This is a genomic window from Gordonia sp. NPDC003424 (genome assembly GCF_053588655.1).
Map to the genome: position 1 here is coordinate 1 of NZ_JBSFQJ010000027.1, position 18,211 is coordinate 18,211.

Below are 18,211 nucleotides of genomic sequence, written 5' to 3' on the forward strand. Positions count from 1 at the left end.
GTTGATCCTGAACAAATCGGATCATGCCCTGTGAGACAGGCACTTTCGCGTATCAACACGACGCCACAGCAAATCAGCACGAAAAATTCAGGCTAACGGCATTGAAAGCAAGTACGACTTCATTCCCAGTGCAAGCGCCCCGGCGTATTTGACCGAGGAGAACGTCGTCGGGCAGGTCGCGCCGGGCGAGTTCGGGGGGCTGGAAGTGCTCGGCAGCTGGGGACCAGCGTGGATCGTCCCGTCGTACTACTTGCCGGTCGGCTACGTGGCCGTGGTGGCGACCGGCGGACCCAACGCCGCCATCAATCCCGTGGCGTTCCGCCAGCACGCCAACCCGAGCTACATCGGATTGCGGCTGATCCCAGGCAGAGACCAGCGGTACCCGCTGCAGGACAGCTTCTTCCAGAGGTCGTTTGGGACGGGCGTCCGCTATCGTGGCGCAGCTTGCGTGGTGCAGATCAAGGCGTCGGGCAGCTACACCCCGCCAACGTGGAGCTGGAACTGACGTGACCAGCCCCGAATGGCTGCAGGCCAACGCCCCCGACTACGGTCCCGACGCGGGCGAGATGAGCTGGGGGCGGGGCCTCACGCCGCCCGGTCTGGAGGACGCCCCGCCGAGCCAGGGCGGTCGATATGGCGGTAGGACGCCCAAGGCGATCGATCCCGACGGTCTCCGCGCCCTGGCCGACGAACTCGACGAGCGGCACTCGCGGGGCGGCGGAACGTGAGCCGCGCATATCGCCGCGACCGCCGAGGCCGCTTCGCCGCCACCCCCGGCCAGAAGGTGACCGCTGCGCTCGGCGAGGCGCAGGCCGCGTTGAACCGCGCCGAGCAGGGTGTCGAGGAGATCGCCGCGAGCAAGCGGGCCACGACCAAGCGAGATCGGCGCACCGTTCGCCGGTCGGCGCTCGCGGGCGCGGCCGTCGGAGCGGCGATCCCAGCCCCGGCGAGCGTGAAGGTCAGCGCGGCGACCACCAACGCATTCGTCGCGGGAACCAGCGCCGCCGGATACAAGATCGGCAAGGCGGTTGGCGCTGCGAAGATCAGCCGGCGATCTGCCGCAGGCACGCGGCTACGGCGTTGACGCACCACCCGGTCGCCGGTGCGCCCACGGCCCCGCGTCGTCGCCAGGGGCGACGGCCAGCCCGATCTAAATGGCCTCCAGGCCACACAACTACACAAGCCCGGCGGGTTGAGCGCCCAACCCGCCACCCAGCAGGGACGTCGACGTGTCCGTCCCGAGTACTCGCGGTAGACGTACCGCGCGGGCGACGAGCGAGACGGCTCCGCCGGTAACGAAGCCTCTCGCTCACCGAGGTCCCGCAAGGGACCGAGGAACCCGAAACCCCGTCGAGTACCTGCCCTGGCACTCGGCGGGGTTTCGGTCTGTTCGGACTCGGTCACTGACGCGGGAACGATGGCTGTGACTTCCGTCACACAAGTACGCGGGTGAATCGGTTTTGAGGAAACGCCGTTGACTTCGTTTTGCCCACGTTCGTAGACCGTGGGCATTCCAAAGCGGCTCAGCGTTGAGCTCTGCTCGGAAATTCAGTCCGGTGGGTTGCGACTAGCAACTGAGTTTCGTTCGCGCACTGAGGGTATGGCGGCAACGTGTGTTTGCGCACCCCCGGCCCCCGGCCTACTGTTAACGGTGCACCGGCCAAGCGGTGTGGTTCTACCCGGAATAGCTGGGTCCTCCCAGGACAACCGTGATATACGCGGACAACAACAGGACGACCACTTGGACAGATTGGCTCCGGATTTGACTCAGAGATTTCTGCGCGATTACGCACGGCGGCAATGAGATAGCCGTCTCACTCACTCGGCAGAGCCTCCCATCAGATCCGAAGAAAGGTTCGATCATGTCCCAAGTGCGGCCCGCGACTATCGCGGCCACTCCACCTTCCAATCCCCAACGCGGTCGCGACGAGCGACCTCGGCGTCGCGTCATTCGCCGCGACGAACTCAACGATCTACCGACGATCATCGGGCGCGAAGCCGCCGTCCGATTCTGCAATGACGTTCTGGACGTGCCGATTACGTCGACGCGGATGCGACGGGGGATGGAGCGCCGAGAGCTACCCGTCCACAAGATCGCCGCGATGAACGGGGTTTCCGAGCGGGCGCTCTACGACTGGATCATGGGTATGCAGCGGCCCGCGATCTCGCAGGGAGGTGCGGCATGAGTGACTCTGAACCAACCCAAGGGTCCAATCCTGAATGGCTGGAATCGTTTCCGGCTGCGACCGATCCGAACCCCCACGAACTCGCGTACGGCGATCCGGTAGTTGACGCAATCCGCACAACGATGGGGCCGGATCACTTTCTGGCAGATCTCGAGAACGAACTGCTAGACGTGACAGTGACCGGCCCTGAGCGCCACGGCGTGACGTTCACCCCGTGGGAGCGGATGCCGCAATGCGTTGCCGATGAGATCACGAAGCTGATCCACGATCCAGGCGAGTATCGATTCTCGTTCCCGGAAGTAGAAGGGCGGGACGGATTCTTGAATGCGGTGCCGCTGGACTACTTGCACAGCGACTTACCCGCGCGAGGGGTGCTTCCCGCGAAGCCGAATGGGGCTGAGTACACCGCCAACGAACTTCGCGATGAGTTGGTGAATCGGGGGCCGGTGTCTCGACCGGCCAGCAAGCGGGCGGCGCTGGCTCGTCGCGAACGTCAATACATCCAAGAAGAGCTTGGCACTGCGATGTTGGGCGGAGGCAAGCGAGTGATGCTGTACGGACGCAAGATTCCCGGCAGTCCTACGAACGTCGCACGTGAACTTGCTGATCGTTACGGTGACCGTCCATCGGATGAAGTGATGAACGGCTTGCTATTTGCAGCGTTCCCGGTCCCGGTCGGGTACACGGCTTTCCGTGTCACCCGCATGTTGGCCGAGGAGTTCGCGGAATGGGGTTGTTGGTGGTGCCGTGACGAACCTCGTTCAGACACCGGCTGGAACAAGCTCCCGGTGATGCTGGTCAGCACCGGCGGATCGCTGCGTTGCTTTGTGACTTGCCCCGTGTGCATGGATGAGATCGGTGACGGTCCGGACTACTACCAGCCTGACGGCTGGGACGCCCGCCATGGCTATCCGTGCGAGAGCCGGCGATGATCGCCGGGTTGTTCTGGGTCGCTATGGGGGTGCTGCTGGGCGGCGTAACCGGGCCGCTGGGATGCCTTTTGGAGTGGCCTGAGCGGGCCGCTGGCCGCCGAGATGATGCGGCGCGGGTAACGGGCGCTGCCACCCAAGGTCAACCGCTGCTAGGCGACGTGGAGATCGCCGGCGGACCGCAGGCGACGCGCCGAGCTCTACCCGGCGCGCCTCACTCTGCTGGTGCGGCAGACGTCAGCCGTAGCTGACCAGTTAATCATACGGGTTCTGTTGCGGGGCAACGTGACCCATCTCAACGAGAGACGCCGCCCGATCTGTGGCAGGCGGGCGGCGTCCTCATCAGCGACACTTCGAACACCCCCGAGAAGGGCACTCAATGACTAAGTATAGCGGCGTTCCTGAGGCCGAACTATCACCAAATAATCACGGCAAGAGTAGATTACGAGTTCCAAGAGTGAACGGTCTCATCCCCGTAGAATCGGCCTTGGCTTACGCGGAGGCGGGCTGGTTCGTGCTGCCGGTCGCGCCGGGGAGTAAGAACCCCGGGAGTGTGGTCGGAGACGATTGGCAGCACAAGTCCACTCGCGACACCGAGCAGATCCGCAAATGGTGGAGCAGGAATCCCGACTACGGGATTGCCCTGCACCCTGGCCGCAGTGGAGGTGTCGTATTCGACTTCGACAAGCCGAGCTTCGATGTGCTGCCGCCCGCGTGGGCGGAAGAGCTGCGTCAGGGCGTGTGGCAGAAGTCGAGAGCCGGCGAGACCGATCGCGGGCATTACGTGTTCGCCAACGGGGGCGTGGACTACTCGGACCGAGCGAAAGCGTGGGGTCCGTACGGGGAAATCCGGAGTAAGGGCGTAATCATGGTGGCCCCCACGCCTCACGTCAAAGGGGACGGCGAGTACACCTGGATGGGAGAAGGTGTTGTGCCGCAGCTGCCAGACGTTCTTGCGGAGATTCTTCGGCACGAACCGGAGCACGCGCCGGACAACGAAGCCCCGGCTCTGACCGAAGGGGAGCTGAAAGAATTTCTGCAGAACCCCGAGCACGACCATCGCAGACAATCCGGCCGGATTAGTGGGCCGCAGAACTGGTTCCGTGCGCAAGTTCACGGCGGTGCGAGCATTCACAACAGCATTGTCGACGTATTGTGCTGGGCGCTACGCGAAGTGCGAGCCGGGGCATATTCGGTTGAAGACGTGATCGGTATGTTCCAAGATGAGTTTCATTCCGCGTTCCGATCGGAGAGTCGTAGCGCCGCCGACCGGGACACGCCGGGAACGGGCGAGTTCTACGGAGCGTTGGCATGGGCTGCGGCGCAGGTGAAGGACGAAGATCCCGAGGCCCTGCGCCAACGCATGGACCGCGACAAACACATCGACGAAGATGTTTTCTGGTCGGCTCGGCCAGAGTTGGCTCAGCTGAGGGACTTTGCCCGGTCGCGTCGGGTGGGTCCATGGTCGATGTTTGGTTGCGTGCTTGCGCGGGCGGTCGCGGTGATTCCGCCGTCGGTGGTTTTCGAACCGCTGGTGGGTGGGCACGCCGGGCTGAACATCTTTTCGGCGATAGTCGCGCCGTCCGGTGGAGGCAAGGGAGCGTCGGAGGCTGCCGCTCGCGAGTTCTTGATCACCGATCCTGTGGTGTACAAGGCGACGTCGGGTAGCGGCGAAGGACTCACCCGCGAGTACGCGTACAAGAAGAAGTCCGAACAGGTGAACCTTCGCAACTCGGTTATGTTCAGCGTGCCCGAGATCGACACCCTGGCCGCGTTGCTGGCCCGCAGCGGGTCCACGTTGGGAGGTGTGCTGCGACAAGCCTGGATGAGCGAGATGCTCGGGTTCGGCTACAAGGCCGAAGAGAACCGCTACCGGATTGAAGAACACCGCTACCGCATGACGATGGTCGTCGGTGTGCAGCCGGGGCGGTCGCGCACGCTCTTTGACGACGCCGACGGAGGGACCCCGCAACGATTTCTGTGGTTTCCGGTCACTGACCTGTCGTGCCCATCGGAGCACACACCGGACAATCCCGGGCCGCTGAAGCTGCCCCGATGGCCGGGCGGGGTGTTGGTCACCGATGTACGCGAACACACCGAACGGGATGGCGACCAGGGTGAGACGGTGATCTCGTTCGACGTCCAGGAACTCGCACTTGACACCCCGGCCGACGTGGACGCCTTGCATGTGGTGCGTGTCCCGCAAGACGTCGTCGACCTCGTCGACGCTGAACGTAAAGCGAAGCTCGCCGGCGATTTCGGCATCGAACTCGACAGCCACGCCACCATGACCCGGCTGAAGATCGCCGGGGCGCTGATGTGGCTGAATGGCCGGACCGAGGCCGTCACAGATGAGGACTGGGAACTCGCGGGAATCGTTATGGCCCTGAGCAATCGCACCCGCGCGGAGACGCTGGGGGTGCTGCGTGATCGGGCTGACGAGGCAAACACTGCTAAAGGTCGGGCGGAGGGCAAGCGTGAGGTCGCCAAGGCGGAGGTGGTCGGCGCAGCGGAACTCGAACGCGCGGTCAAGAATGTGCGCAAGCACGTTCAGAATGCAGGTCGCATGACGCGGCGCGACGGCGTTAAGAAGCTGCGCCCCGAACTGCGAGACCACTACGACGAAGCCGTGGATCGCCTTGTGGCAGCAGGAGTCATCGGCAAGGCAGGAGGCAGTCAAGGCAGTTACAGCGTCGTCTGGAAGGAGGTGGAGTAGCGGTGTGCGCCGTTGCCCGTAGGTGGGGTACATGGGGTACGTGTACCCCACCTGCCGCACCCAAACCCAACCCGACGTTGAGTCGACAAACTGTAAAAGACCAGGTAGCAAGCAAATTGGTCCACTCGCGGGTGGGCGCGAGGCCAAAACAGGGCGCAGGCGGTGGGGTACACGTACCCCAGTACCCCACCTGGCTGCATCTGGTACCCCGCCCGTCCCTACGCAAGGAACGATATAGACGAGAACGATTCCAACGCAGAGGAATTGAATGTCCGAGAACGCACGCCTTGGCGACAGGAAGAACGCAGCCCCGCGAACGATTCCAACGGAGGAAGGAGAAAACTGTGCGGAGCGCGAATCGCAAAAGCGCATAGGTCTGGGAGTCGGCCAGAGAATTCTCGGCCCCGGAGCCATAATACAACGGTTGGTACAAACAGTTCTGGACGAGGTGGAGCGCCCGTCTGGCCCCGATGGTCGGAACTGACCCCGATAGACGACATTTGACCGTCCCGCGTCCGGGGAACCGGAGCGCTCCGCGCGAGGCCAGTACACCGCGGAATTGATTCGAAACAAAGGAGATTGGAATGAGTAAACGCGAGAATGATTCGGGCCGTGAGGAAGTGGACCCCAACGCGCAGTGGATCGTCGACGAGATCGCGGCGATCCAGGCCGAGGACGCCGCCACCGCCCGCGCCGAACGCGAGGAGCAAGCCGAGCGATCACAGCGGGACGCCGCCGAGCCGACGGCTGCGGCGTCGCCGTCGGGCTTCCTTGACCTCGCGGACGCGCTGGACGAAGTACGGCGTACGTCGCCCATGCCGCCCGCTGCGCGCCGCGCCCGGCCCCGGCGCTGGGGATAGCCCGTTGGACCGGCCCCAGTGCCATGCACGCAGGCCGGGAGGGCGCGGCCCGCACCAGTACGCCCACCACGCCGCGTCAACGGCACAGCGCCGCTGGCGTGGTGGCTCACCTGGCGAATGGTCAAGTAAGACAACAGCACTCGGCATCACGAAAGCGGGCGCGCCGGTAGTGTTGGGGGTGCAAGGGGCGCGGGCAGGGCCGCACCCCTCGGACCACCTAGCAAGGGAGACAAGGCAAGTGAGAGTCATCGGGTACGTGCGAGTGAGTACGAAGGATCAGGGCGACAGCGGCCTTGGATTGGAGGCGCAACGGGAGTCGTTGGCGCAGTGGTGTTCTGTGCACGGTCACGAGTTGCTGACGGTCACCACCGACGTGGTCAGCGGAGCCAAGTGCGATGCGATGTACGGGCGCGAGGTCGCCATCGCCGCAGTGGAGTCGGGCGTGGCGCAAGGTCTCCTGGTCCGCGCCCTGGATCGCGTAACTCGCGACCAGCTGGACGCTGCACAACTGATGAAGCGAGCCGGGGATTACGGCTGGCGGCTCCTGGACACCGAAGGTGCGGACAGCGGCGACCCAAGCCAGCGGCTCGTCGCGGACGTACGCCTGGCCGTGGCAGCCGAAGAGCGCCGCAAGATCGGCACTCGCACTCGCGAAGCCTTGGACGCCAAACGGCGTAAGGGGCAGCCGGGTCTCATCAGCAAGGCGACCGAGCGCCGAATTCAGGTGCTCGCGGCGCAGGGCCTCGGCGCAAAGGCCATCGCCGGCCGATTGACCGCGGAGGGAGTCCCGACGGCGACGGGCGGCGACACGTGGTCGTACTCCACCGTGCGGCGCGTACTCGCACGGCTCAACAGCAATGGAAAGGCGGCCTGACGTGGCCTACTTGCGTAGTCACTCCACGACCCAGAAGGCCAAGGGCCGCAATACAAAACGCCACGAAGTGGTGTGGCGCGAGGCGGTCACCGACGAGCGCGGCCTACCGATCCCGGTGAACCCTGACAACCCCGAAGGCCGCAAGAAGTACCGCAGTCGGCAGAAGTCATTCACGGATCGTAAAGCGGCAGAGGCTTTTCGCGACAAGCTCAACGCAGACAAGCATCAACCGGGCGGCGTCAGCATTCCCCGCGACCAGCTGTTCGCCTACGCGGCGGACGCATGGCTGGCGAGCCGGACTGATCTGAAGCCAAGGACCCGAGGCGAGTACGAGAACCTGCTCAGCCCGAAGACGCGCGCCAGGAAGGACGCGAACGGCAACAGCACCGCCCACCTGTCGATCATCGCCACCTTCGGAGGTAAGGCGGTCGGCAGCATCACCCGGCAGCAGATCGCGGAATGGGTGCAGGCGCTCACCGCTGCGGGCAAGTCACCGTCGACGGTCCGGCACGCCTACTTCGTCGTGAAGATGGTGCTGGAGCAGGCCGTGGTGGACGGACTACTGCGCGACAACCCAGCCGATCACGTCAAGCTGCCCAGCGAGCGCACGGCGACCAGCGGCACTCCAGGCGTCGTCGACGACCCCGACATGTTTCTCACGGCAGAGCAGGTGTCGGCTCTCGTGGCCGCTACGCCCTGGCCATACAACGTGCTGGTGCACGTGGCCGCGTGGAGCGGCCTCAGAGCCGCCGAGATAGGCGGCTTGCAGGTGGGCGACGTGGAGCTACCCGGCACGGCAGGTCAACCCCAACGCGAGGCCGAAGCCGGGCCTCCTGCGGGTTGACCGAACCCTCAGCCCGCGACCTACGGGCGGCTACGACACCCCCAAGACGCGAGGGAGCCGGCGACGAGTCCCGCTGACCCCGGCGACGGTGGACGTGCTGCGGGACTACGTGGCCCTCCATCTTCACGGCCCCGGCAAGCCCGAGCACGATCCGACAGCGCCGTTGTTCCCGGCGTTCCGGCTGTGCGCCGAGCGACCTACCGGCGTCGCGATTGACCCCCACCGGACATCTCCCGAGACGGCGGAAGCCAAGGCGCAGCGCAACGCCGACGCCCTGGCCTCGCTCACCGTGGACGAGGCCGAGCAGCGCCTCGACCTGGACTGGTCCAACCCGGTACGACACCAGAACTTCTACAAGGCGGTGTTCCGTCCGGCAGTGCTGCGCACCGCCCGGCACGCCACCGACCAGCGGGGAGGCCGAGCGCTACCGCCCGCGCTGAAGTTCCACGCGCTGCGGCACACCTACGCGTCGCTGTGCGTTGCGGCCGGAATCAGCGCGCTGGAGATATCGCGATTTATGGGTCACGCCCGCCCGGTGACCACGCTCAGCGTCTACGCGCACCTTTTCGAGGACGACCACGCCGACGCCATGTCGGCCCTGGCCGCGATGTCGGCACCGGCGATGGCCGAGAACGTAGTGCGGCTGAGAGGTTAGCCGCGACGAACAAATCCATTCCACTCGTTTGGAACGCGGTTGACCTGAACATAGGCCGCATAGAGTCGAACTATCGTCGCCAAGAAAAGGACCGCGACGAACGTAAGAGTGACAGCAATGACGCTACTGAACCCTCTATTGATGGCGGGATTATCCGGGGCGGTCGGGAAGTTCATCGCGATTATGATCACGACTGCGGAAACGAGGCTGGCGAGCGCGGCCGTCAGGACGTGAGGCACCGCTTCGTCGAGGTTGCGTTTGGCCTGCTCTGCGGAGGTGTGAGCCTCGTCTCTGTCTGTAAGCTTCAGTCGTAGGGTCATGAGTACACCGGCTGTGCTGAGCAACCCGCCCATCAAGAGCGCGACCCCGGACAGGACAGCAGACGGAGCCGAGAACCTCCACTCGAAGAAGTACGACGCCCCTCCGACTGCGACTGGTGCCGCCCACATGACGGCACGCGCCGCCCAGTCGGGACCCGTATCGTTGGCGAGAGTGCGAGCATGCGCCCTCAGCACAGGTAGTGGATTCATCCGTGCAGTCATTCGGCACCCCCAAGGCGCTAACCTGTCGGGCTGGGTCTCCGTCAGGCAGACCCAGCAAATAGTTGGGGAAGGCCAGTGGGCCAGTCGTCTAAGTCTAAAGCCATCGTTCGTGCTAGCCCCAGGGATGCCATTTTGTCGTGCACCCTGCGGTAGAACTCCGTAGTTGCCCGCTGTTCGCTTCGGTTGTCGTACGTGAATAGCTCACTGTAGGCGTCGGGTCGGACATGTTGGACTTGTCCCTCGTGGCGCACTGAGATGTAGCAGTCATCGAAGTCGACTTCGGCGATCTGAGGCCCCACAAGCGCCCGAGCTTCGGCCAAGCCCTCAGCCTTGGTGAGGTTGGAACCCCCTCGTACCCACTTCTTGACTGTACCCATGACGGTCAACTCTTCGCGGACCGGCGCTGACAGGCGGTACTGGACTACGTCGGGTAGGCCGTTGCCCCGTGCCGCATGTTCGATGAGGACTATCTCTTCGGGTTTGCCGTCGTTGATTAGCGACGCCACTTGACCGCTATCGGTCATTTGGTTGAGCCGGGTGCGTGAGTAGTGCGAAGTGACGCCAATTTCCTTATCGGCCTTCACCAGCTCTTGAGACCAACGATTTGTCCATTGCTGCAGATACGACACCGGACAGGAACGGGAAATGACTTCCAGGGCGAGGACGCCTTCCGTCTGGCTCGGTGGCAAAACATAGACACCGCGGAATTGTCGTCGTGGCGCGAGATGCTTGATTGATTCATCTGGGGCGCCCTCAACGGCATTCATTGCGTCGATAAAGCCGTCGTTCTTGCCTGAAGAAAGCGCGAAGAACACTGACATGCCAGAACGTTTCACCCAATCCAAGCGAACGATGCGGCTGTTTGGATCGAGGGGCAATGGTCGACCATCGTCATCGAAGGCATCACGGGGATTCTGGTGCCATTTGCGGCCAGTCTGGCGCTGGTACGAGAGATCTAAGTGGTTGACAAAGTCGCCCCAGGTGGCGTCGACAAATGGAACTGGCGTGTTGCCAGTTCCATTCATTCGCTCCGTCTGGAAGATTCGGAATCCGTACTGCGCCACGTGGCCCTCGGCTCTCAGGTTGGCATCGTTCAGTCTGAGATTTATCACAGCGTGGTGCTACGTCCCGGGACGACACACCACCGCGCCGGGGTGGTGCCGGGGTGGAGGTCGCCAGGTTAGTTGCGGCGATGTGTGAAACGGCGCTCTACCTGTGGTGATGTGAGAGCCGATGACGGGAATCGAACCCGCGTATTCAGCTTGGGAAGCTGATGTTCTGCCATTGAACTACATCGGCGTGCGAGGTCGGTGACCTCGCGACGGCAAGATTAGCAAATGCTTGGGCCACAGTGCTCGACCGCCACCGGAAAACCTTCCGCTGAGCGCGGTCGGCCGGTCGCCGTCCGATAACCTCACACCGTGCTGCTCTCCGACCGTGACATCCGCGCCGAGATCGCCGACGGCCGACTGGCCCTCGACCCGTTCGACCCGGAGCTGGTCCAGCCGTCGAGCGTCGACGTGCGGCTTGACAGCCTGTTTCGCGTGTTCAACAACACCCGCTACACGCATATCGACCCGGCTCAACGGCAGGATGAGCTGACCACCCTGGTCGAACCGGCGGCGGGCGAGCCGTTCGTGCTGCACCCCGGCGAGTTCGTGCTGGGCTCGACGCTGGAGGTGTGCACGCTGCCCGACGACCTCGCGGGACGGCTCGAAGGCAAGTCGTCGCTCGGTCGGCTCGGCCTGCTCACGCACTCGACGGCGGGTTTCATCGATCCTGGATTCTCTGGCCACATCACGCTGGAACTCTCCAACGTCGCGAATCTGCCGATCACCCTGTGGCCCGGCATGAAGATCGGGCAGCTCTGTCTCATCCGGTTGAGCAGCCCGGCCGAGCATCCCTACGGCAGCGCGGCCGTCGGTTCGAAGTACCAAGGGCAGCGCGGGCCCACACCGTCGAAGGCATACCTGAACTTCACGCAGCCCGCGGAGCGGCCTCAGCGCTCGGACTGACGAGTTTTCGTCTGTTCACCACATCGATCGGCCGCCGTCACGTCGTCGTTGCGGCATCGCCGAAAACGCCACGTACCCATCGAGGCATGAAGATCACGGTGATCGGATGCGGATACCTCGGTGCGACGCATGCGGCGTGCATGGCGGAGCTCGGCCACGACGTCCTCGGCATCGACGTGGACGCCGACAAGATCGCCCGGCTGCAGTCCGGCGAGGTGCCGTTCTTCGAGCCCGGGCTCGAGGATGTGTTGCGGCGCAACATCTCCGCCGGGCGCCTGCGGTTCACCACCGACTATCATGAGGTCGCGGCATTCGCCTCGGTGCATTTCCTCGGCGTCGGTACCCCGCAGAAGGCCCGCAGTTTCGCCGCCGACCTCTCCCACGTCGAATCCGCGACCGATGCCCTGATCCCGCTCCTGCGCGGCGATCATCTCGTCATCGGCAAGTCGACGGTCCCGGTGGGCACCGCGTCGGCTCTGGCGCAACGGATTTCGGCACTCGCCGCACCCGGATCGCGGATCGAACTGGCCTGGAACCCGGAGTTTCTGCGGGAGGGTTTCGCCGTCGAGGACACGCTCGAACCCGATCGCCTCGTCCTCGGCACCGATCCGGGTGACATCGACTCGACCGCCGAGCGGGTCGTCAGCGAGGTCTATCGCCCGATTCTCGAGGCCGGCGTACCCTTCATTCGAACTGATTGGGCCACAGCCGAATTGGTCAAGGTGTCGGCGAACGCCTTCTTGGCCACCAAGATCTCCTTCATCAACGCGATCAGCGAGGTGTGCGAGATCGTCGACGCCGACGTGACGACCCTGGCCGACGCCATCGGATACGACCAGCGCATCGGGCGCCGATTCCTCAATGCGGGCCTGGGTTTCGGTGGCGGATGCCTGCCCAAGGACATCCGCGGATTCATGGCCCGGGCCGAGGAGGTCGGTGCGGCCGAGGCGGTCGGATTCCTCCGCGAGGTCGACTCGATCAACATGCGGCGTCGCGTCGCGATGGTCGAACTGGTGTCGCGCGCATGCGGCGGTCACGTTCTCGGGCGGAACATCGCGGTCCTGGGCTCGGCCTTCAAGCCCGAGAGCGACGACGTCCGTGACTCCCCGGCGCTCAACGTCGCCGCCCAACTCGCCCTGCGGGGTGCGTGCGTGGCCGTCTTCGACCCGAAGGCCTCGATCAACTCCCGGCGGATGTTCCCCATGCTCTCCTACGCCGAACGCGTGTCGGACGCGTGCACGGATGCCGACGTGGTCGTCGTCGCGACCGAGTGGGCGGAGTTCGTGCACATGACACCCGACGAACTCGCCGACACCGTCCGCGAGAAGGTCATCGTCGACGGCCGGCGATGCCTCGACGCCACGAACTGGCGCCACGCCGGGTGGCAATACCACGCGCTCGGCGGTCCGGTGAGATCCACCGCCCCACTCCGTCGCCACCCATTGCCGCAGGTCGACGTGCTACGTTGATACCCCGAATGTCCACTTGAGCACACTCGGGGAACTCGTGAGCACCTTGGATTCCACTCGCCTGGCCGATATCGCCGGCCGGCAACTGGAGTGTGGCGTGCCCGCCGACACACCGTTCCTGCTGGTGGACCTCGCCGACGACGGCATGCTGATCTCGGCCGTCGATCCCGGTGAGGGCGTCGTCGTCGACCAACGCGTGCTCTGGGGCGTGCATCCGCTGGCCCTCGACCAGTCTCTTGCCGAGCACCTGGTTCGCGTCGGGCGAGTCGACGCACCGCTGACCGACACCTGGTGGAATGAGCTCCTCGACCTCGCCGACCGCGGTCGAGTGCGCCTGGCCAGCGCCGACGGCACCTTCGTGATGGGCCACGGCGACGTCCCGTTCTTCCGGGTCGCCCAGCGGGACCTCGACGAGGCCACCGCGCCCGCGGCCGCCGAAGTGAGCGACGTGCTGCGGGAGATGAGCAACGACTTCGCCGCCACCTCCGTGTTCCTCGGCTACGACCACGCGGACTGGCCCGGACTCGCCCCGGTCCTCAGCAGATCGGTCGGACTGCCGGTCGTCGAAGCCCCCGTCGACCTGGCCGACGACGATCTCGGCGACATCGACCAGTCCGACGATGCCGCACAACCGTCCGAGCCCGCACCGTTGGCGACCACCGCTTCCGAGCCGTCGTACCTGCCCGAACCATCCGGGACACCCCGGACCGCAGACGCGCCGGCGCAAGCCAGCCCGCGCACCCGCGCAGCATCCGCACGCACGCCCGGGTCATCCACGCGCCGCCCGGGCAAACGCCTGCTCATCGCCATCGCGGCGGCAGCCGTGGTGATCGTCGTCGGAACCGCCACGGCCCTCGCCATCACCGGCGACGATGCACCACCGCCGATCACGGCACTCACCGAACCGTCGACGACCGTTGCTCCTCCGTCACCGACATACGCCGATCCCGCCGATTTCGCCGCGGCGCGGGTGCCGGCGGTGCACTACACACCACCGCCACCACCGCCGGAGACCTCCGAGACGACGACGGGCGGCGGTGGCCAACAGCAGCAGGGGGCGCCGCGACAGAATCGGCCGCAACCCGCCCCGCGCGGGCGATCCATCCCGAACCCGATCCCGGGCCTGCCGCCGATCGTGATTCCGCCGCTACCCGGTCCCGGCTGACCGCCGAGCCCGGCCCAGGTAATCCTCGAGCTGCCGCGCCAGATCGCGATCGAGCGCGCGATCGAGCGCATTGTGCGCCGAGATCGATCCGGCCTTCCGCATTTCACTGAGAAGTTCTGCCGCCCAATCGGATTCGGCTGTTGTCTGCGGGAGCCACCCGTCGGTGTGGCCCTCGGTGATGGCGCGCCGGCCGGCAGAGATCACCGTCTTGGCGACGGCGGCCATCTCGTCGTCGAGCTTCCCGTGCACGTCGAGGATGCCGCTGAGCGGTATCCCGAGTTTGACCAACCGGCCGTATGCGGACACCGTGTCGCGATCGAGGATCGTGTAGCGGTCCGGGTGGCCTGAACCCTTCGGTGCGATCAAACCGAACTCGATCAGCCGTTCGAAATGCGCCGGGTTGCCGGAATTGAGCAGCTCCCGGAGGTCGTCGGCGGACATCGTGGTCGATTTGGCCTTCGACCACGGCTCCGACACGAGCTCGCGCAACCCCAGGACGTCGGCCAGGTCGTCGCCGCGTTGCACGCCGGACAGGAAGTCGCCGATGTGCCGGATGGTGAAACCGCGGCGCAATAGATCGTTGATCACCTTGAGCCGCGCGAGATGGGCGTCGGTGTAGATCGCGATCCGGCCGCGGCGCACCGGGCGGGGGAGCAGCCCGCGATCCTGATAGCCGCGCACGTTGCGGGTGGTGGTGCCGGCGGCGCGCGCCAGATCATCGATCCGGTACTCAGTCACCGCGACATTCTCGCAGATCGCGGTGCCATCTCACGGCCGGATGCCCCGAGCGATCAGCTCGAGCAGATCCGCGTAGACGCGGCCGGGTTCGGCGGTCGGCGGGTACGACGAGGTGAGTTCCAAGGACACCGCGCCATGGACCCCGGCCCAGATCTGGGCGGCGATCTCCGCCGGGTCGCTGTCCCGGATGGTCCCGCCCGCCTGCCCGTATCGGACGATTTCGACCAGGGCCTCGAATGCGCGCACGGCCGTCTCGTCGTCGGGATGGCACTCGGTCGAGAACATCAGCGAGTAGAGCGTCGGGTTCTCGATCGCGAACGCGCGATAGCGGCGGCCGCTCTCCAGCAACCGGGCGGTGGGGTCGGCGTCGGTCACCGCGATCATCCGGGCGAACTCCGCGAAACCGTCGGTGACCAGCGCGTTCAGCAGTCCGACCTTGCCGTCGAAGTGGTTGTACACGCCCATCGGTGCGACACCCGCGTCGGCCGCCACCGCTCGCACGGTCAATGCGGCCGCCCCCTCGCGTTCGAGGAGTCGACGGCCGGCGGTGATCAACGCGGCGCGAACCTCGGTGGCAGGGGTGCGGGTGGACGCGGTGCGGGTGGACGAACGTGCGCGGGGCATATTGACAACCTACTAGAACAGTGTTCTTCTTGAGTAGAACAACGTACTACAACAGTAGATCACCGTCCTACGGAGGCTCTGATGATTCACCCGACTCGTAACTCGTGGGTGGCGTTGACCGCCCTCTGCTTTGCCGAATTGCTCGTGATGGTCGACAACACGATCGTCAATGTCGCGTTGCCCACCATGGCTCGCGACCTGAACGCCGGCATCTCCGGACTGCAGTGGATCGTCGACGCCTACACGCTGGTGTTCGCCGGTCTGCTGCTCACCGGCGGCTACCTCGGTGACCGGTTCGGGCATCGGCGCATGCTGCTCACCGGCATCGTCGGGTTCGCCGGCGTCTCCGTGCTCGCGGCGTCGGCGGGCGGACTCGGGCAGCTCATCGCGGCTCGTGCCGGTCTGGGAATGTTCGCCGCCCTCGTCTTCCCGGCCACACTGGCGCTCATCACCACGATCTTCGTCGATCCCCGACGGCGGGCCGCAGCGGTCGGCATCTGGGCGGCCACCTCGGGTGTCGCCGTCGCGATCGGCCCGGTGCTCGGCGGCTGGCTGCTCGAGCACTTCTCGTGGACCTCGGTGTTCTGGGTCAATGTCCCGATCGCCGCGGTCGCACTCGTCGCAATCGTCGCCGTCGTGCCGGCCACGCGGCCCGAGCACGTCGGTCGCTTCGACATGGTGGGTCTGGTGTTGTCCATCCTGGGTCTCGGCCTGCTGACCTACACCGTCATCGAGGGGCCGAACGCCGGGTGGGGTTCGCTGCGCACCATCGGTGGCCTCGTCTTTTCCGGGGTGCTCCTCGCCGCGTTCGTTCGTCGTCAGCTCGGCATCGACAATCCGATCCTCGACGTCCGGCTCTTCGCCAACCGATACTTCGCCACCGCGGCCGCGATGATCAGTGTCGCGTTCTTCGCCCTGTTCGGGTTCATCTTCCTGATCACCCAGTTCTTCCAGGCGGTCAAGGGTTACGGACCACTCGACGCCGGCATCCGGACCCTCCCGTTCGCGATCGTGATGGCCGCCTTGTCGCCGCTGGCGATGGCCTTGTCGCATCGCTTCGGGCCGCGGCCGATCGTGGCAACCGGGGCGCTACTGATGTCGGGAGGCTTTGCGCTGGTGGAACTCTCGTCATCGACGTCGACCTACTGGGGGCTGATCGTCTGGTCGATGTCGCTCATGGCGGCCGGCCTCGCATGCATCTCCGGTCCGTGCACCGACGTCATCATGGGTGCGTTGCGGCCGGAGCAGGCAGGTGCCGGTTCCGCGGTCAACGACACCACCCGTGAGATCGGTGGCACATTCGGTGTCGCCGTGCTCGGCTCCATCCTGACCTCGGTCTACGTGTCCGGCGTGGGGGATAGGTTGGGCCAGATCGGTGTCCCGCGGGAGGCCACCGAGATCGCCCAGCAGTCGGTGATGAGCGGGATCGCGGTCGCCGAGCATGCCCCGGCCGGTGTCGCCGACGTCGTCCGGTCGGTGGTGCAGGACGTGTTCATGGACGGACTGCACCACGCCGTGTGGGCGGCCGTCGCCGTCACCGCGGTGGCCGCGGTCAGCGCGTTCTGGCTGCTGCGGGATGTGCCCGCAGGAACTCCAGCGCCGTCTGCGCCAGATACTCGGGATGTGCCAGCGGCAACCAGTGCCCGGTCGGGGTCTCCCGCCGCGAATGCTGCGACACATGACGGTGGGTATTGACGAACAGTGGCGGTCGCAGCGCCACGTCACGGGTGTTGATCAGCTCGAGCACCGGGATCGCCGTCGGGCGCACGTTGGGTGTGCGCCGGCGGCGGCTGAGGTTGGCCCGGTAGTACTTCAGGCCGGATCGGGTGTCGCGCCGGAAGCTGGGACCCAACACGATCTGCGACCGCGGCACCCGTTCGGTCCGGGCGACGAATCGGGTCCACCGCTCCGGCGACAGCGCGGCGGGCACCAGTGCGTCGGAGACGCGGGGGATCTTGAAGAACCGGGCGTAGAGCAGACTCAGCTGCTGAGCCGTGTAGTCACGGACCTTGCGGAAGCTCGGTGGCCGCCACTGCTCCTTGAGCCATTCGTCGGCGTAGTCGAGGTTGGGTCCCGACACCGACACGAACGACGCGATCCGGTCCTCGGCGCCAGGTGTGGTCACCGCCTCCCACGACTGGATCGATCCCCAGTCGTGCCCGATCACGTGCACCGGTACCGCCGGACTGACCGCATCGGCTACCGCGAAGAGGTCACCCGCGAGCAGGTCGAGGTCGTAGGCGGCCACCGGATCGGGCCGATCGCTCTCGCCGTAGCCACGGGTGTCGTAGGCGAACACATCGCACGACCCGGCCAGGATCGGCGCCACGTGCGTCCACAGATGATGGGAATCCGGCCACCCGTGGACAAGCAGCACTTTCGGCCGGGTAGACGTCGGATCGTCGGCGGTGTCGGCGGCGAACACCGCCAAGCGCACATCGCCGCTCTGCACGAACCGCCGATGCCATTCCACCATCGCTGTGCTTACCCCTCAATCAAACCGTGTGATGTTTGTTACTTACGTATGGCAGGGTGTCCAGGGTCACGAAGGGAGGGTGTTCGCGTCCGTGCAGTTCATGCGTCATGACGCAGGC

General features: G+C 65.5%; 18 protein-coding genes, 1 tRNA gene and 1 pseudogene. 14 read left to right on the top strand and 6 right to left on the bottom strand.

Features of this window, described 5'->3' with window-relative positions:
- The first annotated feature begins 148 nt into the window (after positions 1-148).
- The 10 genes from ACWDTI_RS25340 to ACWDTI_RS25385 all read left to right on the top strand — a co-directional run bounded on the left by ACWDTI_RS25340 (position 149) and on the right by ACWDTI_RS25385 (position 9,064).
- On the top strand, positions 149-505 hold the full coding sequence (locus ACWDTI_RS25340; RefSeq protein WP_449740899.1) for a hypothetical protein: 357 nt from the start codon (positions 149-151) through the stop codon (positions 503-505).
- 1 nt (position 506) lies between these two features.
- A complete protein-coding gene (locus tag ACWDTI_RS25345; RefSeq protein WP_449740900.1) occupies positions 507-728 on the top strand; it encodes a hypothetical protein in 222 nt (73 codons plus the stop codon).
- Positions 725-1,084, top strand: coding sequence for a hypothetical protein (locus ACWDTI_RS25350; RefSeq protein ID WP_449740901.1), 360 nt, complete (start codon positions 725-727; stop codon positions 1,082-1,084). The genes ACWDTI_RS25345 and ACWDTI_RS25350 overlap by 4 nt, the downstream gene beginning before the upstream one ends.
- 778 nt (positions 1,085-1,862) lie before the next feature.
- Positions 1,863-2,186, top strand: a complete 324-nt coding sequence (locus ACWDTI_RS25355) for a hypothetical protein (protein ID WP_449740902.1) — start codon at positions 1,863-1,865, stop codon at positions 2,184-2,186.
- Positions 2,183-3,118 (top strand): hypothetical protein, encoded by a 936-nt coding sequence (locus tag ACWDTI_RS25360; RefSeq protein ID WP_449740903.1) that lies wholly within the window; start codon positions 2,183-2,185, stop codon positions 3,116-3,118. Before ACWDTI_RS25355 ends, ACWDTI_RS25360 begins: the two co-directional genes overlap by 4 nt.
- 454 nt (positions 3,119-3,572) lie before the next feature.
- The gene (locus ACWDTI_RS25365; RefSeq protein WP_449740904.1) at positions 3,573-5,831 is read left to right on the top strand and encodes a bifunctional DNA primase/polymerase; all 2,259 of its coding nucleotides are present in this window, start codon (positions 3,573-3,575) and stop codon (positions 5,829-5,831) included.
- Between the two features lie 584 nt (positions 5,832-6,415).
- Positions 6,416-6,691, top strand: a complete 276-nt coding sequence (locus ACWDTI_RS25370) for a hypothetical protein (RefSeq protein WP_449740905.1) — start codon at positions 6,416-6,418, stop codon at positions 6,689-6,691.
- Between the two features lie 238 nt (positions 6,692-6,929).
- A complete protein-coding gene (locus ACWDTI_RS25375) occupies positions 6,930-7,565 on the top strand; it encodes a recombinase family protein (RefSeq protein WP_449740906.1) in 636 nt (211 codons plus the stop codon).
- A gap of 1 nt (position 7,566) precedes the next feature.
- Complete coding sequence (locus ACWDTI_RS25380; protein ID WP_449740907.1) at positions 7,567-8,409, top strand: tyrosine-type recombinase/integrase; 843 nt, start codon at positions 7,567-7,569, stop codon at positions 8,407-8,409.
- 94 nt (positions 8,410-8,503) lie between these two features.
- Positions 8,504-9,064, top strand: coding sequence for a tyrosine-type recombinase/integrase (locus ACWDTI_RS25385; RefSeq protein WP_449740908.1), 561 nt, complete (start codon positions 8,504-8,506; stop codon positions 9,062-9,064).
- Here ACWDTI_RS25385 and ACWDTI_RS25390 read toward each other — a convergent pair.
- From ACWDTI_RS25390 to ACWDTI_RS25400, 3 genes are all read right to left on the bottom strand, one after another.
- On the bottom strand, positions 9,061-9,384 hold the full coding sequence (locus tag ACWDTI_RS25390) for a hypothetical protein (RefSeq protein WP_449740909.1): 324 nt from the start codon (positions 9,382-9,384) through the stop codon (positions 9,061-9,063). The genes ACWDTI_RS25385 and ACWDTI_RS25390 overlap by 4 nt on opposite strands.
- A 263-nt stretch (positions 9,385-9,647) precedes the next feature.
- A complete protein-coding gene (locus tag ACWDTI_RS25395) occupies positions 9,648-10,670 on the bottom strand; it encodes a hypothetical protein (RefSeq protein WP_449740910.1) in 1,023 nt (340 codons plus the stop codon).
- Positions 10,671-10,834: 164 nt separating this feature from the next.
- Positions 10,835-10,905: transfer RNA gene (locus tag ACWDTI_RS25400), tRNA-Gly, on the bottom strand.
- 122 nt (positions 10,906-11,027) lie between these two features.
- On the opposite strand from ACWDTI_RS25400, the gene dcd reads away from it, so the two are divergent.
- The 3 genes from dcd (at position 11,028) to ACWDTI_RS25415 (ending at position 14,255) form a co-directional block, all read left to right on the top strand.
- Positions 11,028-11,621, top strand: coding sequence for a dCTP deaminase (gene dcd, locus ACWDTI_RS25405; protein ID WP_449740911.1), 594 nt, complete (start codon positions 11,028-11,030; stop codon positions 11,619-11,621).
- An 86-nt stretch (positions 11,622-11,707) separates the two neighbouring features.
- Complete coding sequence (locus tag ACWDTI_RS25410) at positions 11,708-13,090, top strand: UDP-glucose dehydrogenase family protein (protein ID WP_449740912.1); 1,383 nt, start codon at positions 11,708-11,710, stop codon at positions 13,088-13,090.
- A gap of 37 nt (positions 13,091-13,127) precedes the next feature.
- Complete coding sequence (locus ACWDTI_RS25415; protein ID WP_449740913.1) at positions 13,128-14,255, top strand: hypothetical protein; 1,128 nt, start codon at positions 13,128-13,130, stop codon at positions 14,253-14,255.
- On the opposite strand, the gene ACWDTI_RS25420 is transcribed toward ACWDTI_RS25415, so the two are convergent.
- Positions 14,238-14,993 carry a MerR family transcriptional regulator gene (locus ACWDTI_RS25420; protein WP_449740914.1) on the bottom strand — a complete coding sequence of 252 codons (756 nt, stop codon included), beginning with the start codon at positions 14,991-14,993 and terminating at the stop codon, positions 14,238-14,240. The genes ACWDTI_RS25415 and ACWDTI_RS25420 overlap by 18 nt on opposite strands.
- Positions 14,994-15,023: 30 nt before the next feature.
- Positions 15,024-15,617: a TetR/AcrR family transcriptional regulator gene (locus ACWDTI_RS25425; protein WP_449740915.1), complete on the bottom strand. Its 594-nt coding sequence runs from the start codon at positions 15,615-15,617 to the stop codon at positions 15,024-15,026.
- 81 nt (positions 15,618-15,698) lie between these two features.
- On the opposite strand from ACWDTI_RS25425, the gene ACWDTI_RS25430 reads away from it, so the two are divergent.
- Positions 15,699-17,312 (top strand): MFS transporter, encoded by a 1,614-nt coding sequence (locus tag ACWDTI_RS25430; protein WP_449740916.1) that lies wholly within the window; start codon positions 15,699-15,701, stop codon positions 17,310-17,312.
- Here ACWDTI_RS25430 and ACWDTI_RS25435 read toward each other — a convergent pair.
- A pseudogene (locus tag ACWDTI_RS25435) lies at positions 17,281-18,093 on the bottom strand (alpha/beta fold hydrolase); the annotation flags it as partial. The gene ACWDTI_RS25430 and the pseudogene ACWDTI_RS25435 overlap by 32 nt on opposite strands.
- Positions 18,094-18,211: the final 118 nt, after the last annotated feature.

What these genes read in the sequence shown, in the direction of transcription:
- ACWDTI_RS25425 (WP_449740915.1), bottom strand. Translation starts at nt 15,617, where the DNA reads ATGCCCCGCGCACGTTCGTCCACCCGCACCGCGTCCACCCGCACCCCT.
- ACWDTI_RS25430 (WP_449740916.1), top strand. Translation starts at nt 15,699, where the DNA reads ATGATTCACCCGACTCGTAACTCGTGGGTGGCGTTGACCGCCCTCTGC.
- ACWDTI_RS25390 (WP_449740909.1), bottom strand. Translation starts at nt 9,384, where the DNA reads ATGACCCTACGACTGAAGCTTACAGACAGAGACGAGGCTCACACCTCC.
- ACWDTI_RS25360 (WP_449740903.1), top strand. Translation starts at nt 2,183, where the DNA reads ATGAGTGACTCTGAACCAACCCAAGGGTCCAATCCTGAATGGCTGGAA.
- ACWDTI_RS25370 (WP_449740905.1), top strand. Translation starts at nt 6,416, where the DNA reads ATGAGTAAACGCGAGAATGATTCGGGCCGTGAGGAAGTGGACCCCAAC.
- ACWDTI_RS25410 (WP_449740912.1), top strand. Translation starts at nt 11,708, where the DNA reads ATGAAGATCACGGTGATCGGATGCGGATACCTCGGTGCGACGCATGCG.
- ACWDTI_RS25355 (WP_449740902.1), top strand. Translation starts at nt 1,863, where the DNA reads ATGTCCCAAGTGCGGCCCGCGACTATCGCGGCCACTCCACCTTCCAAT.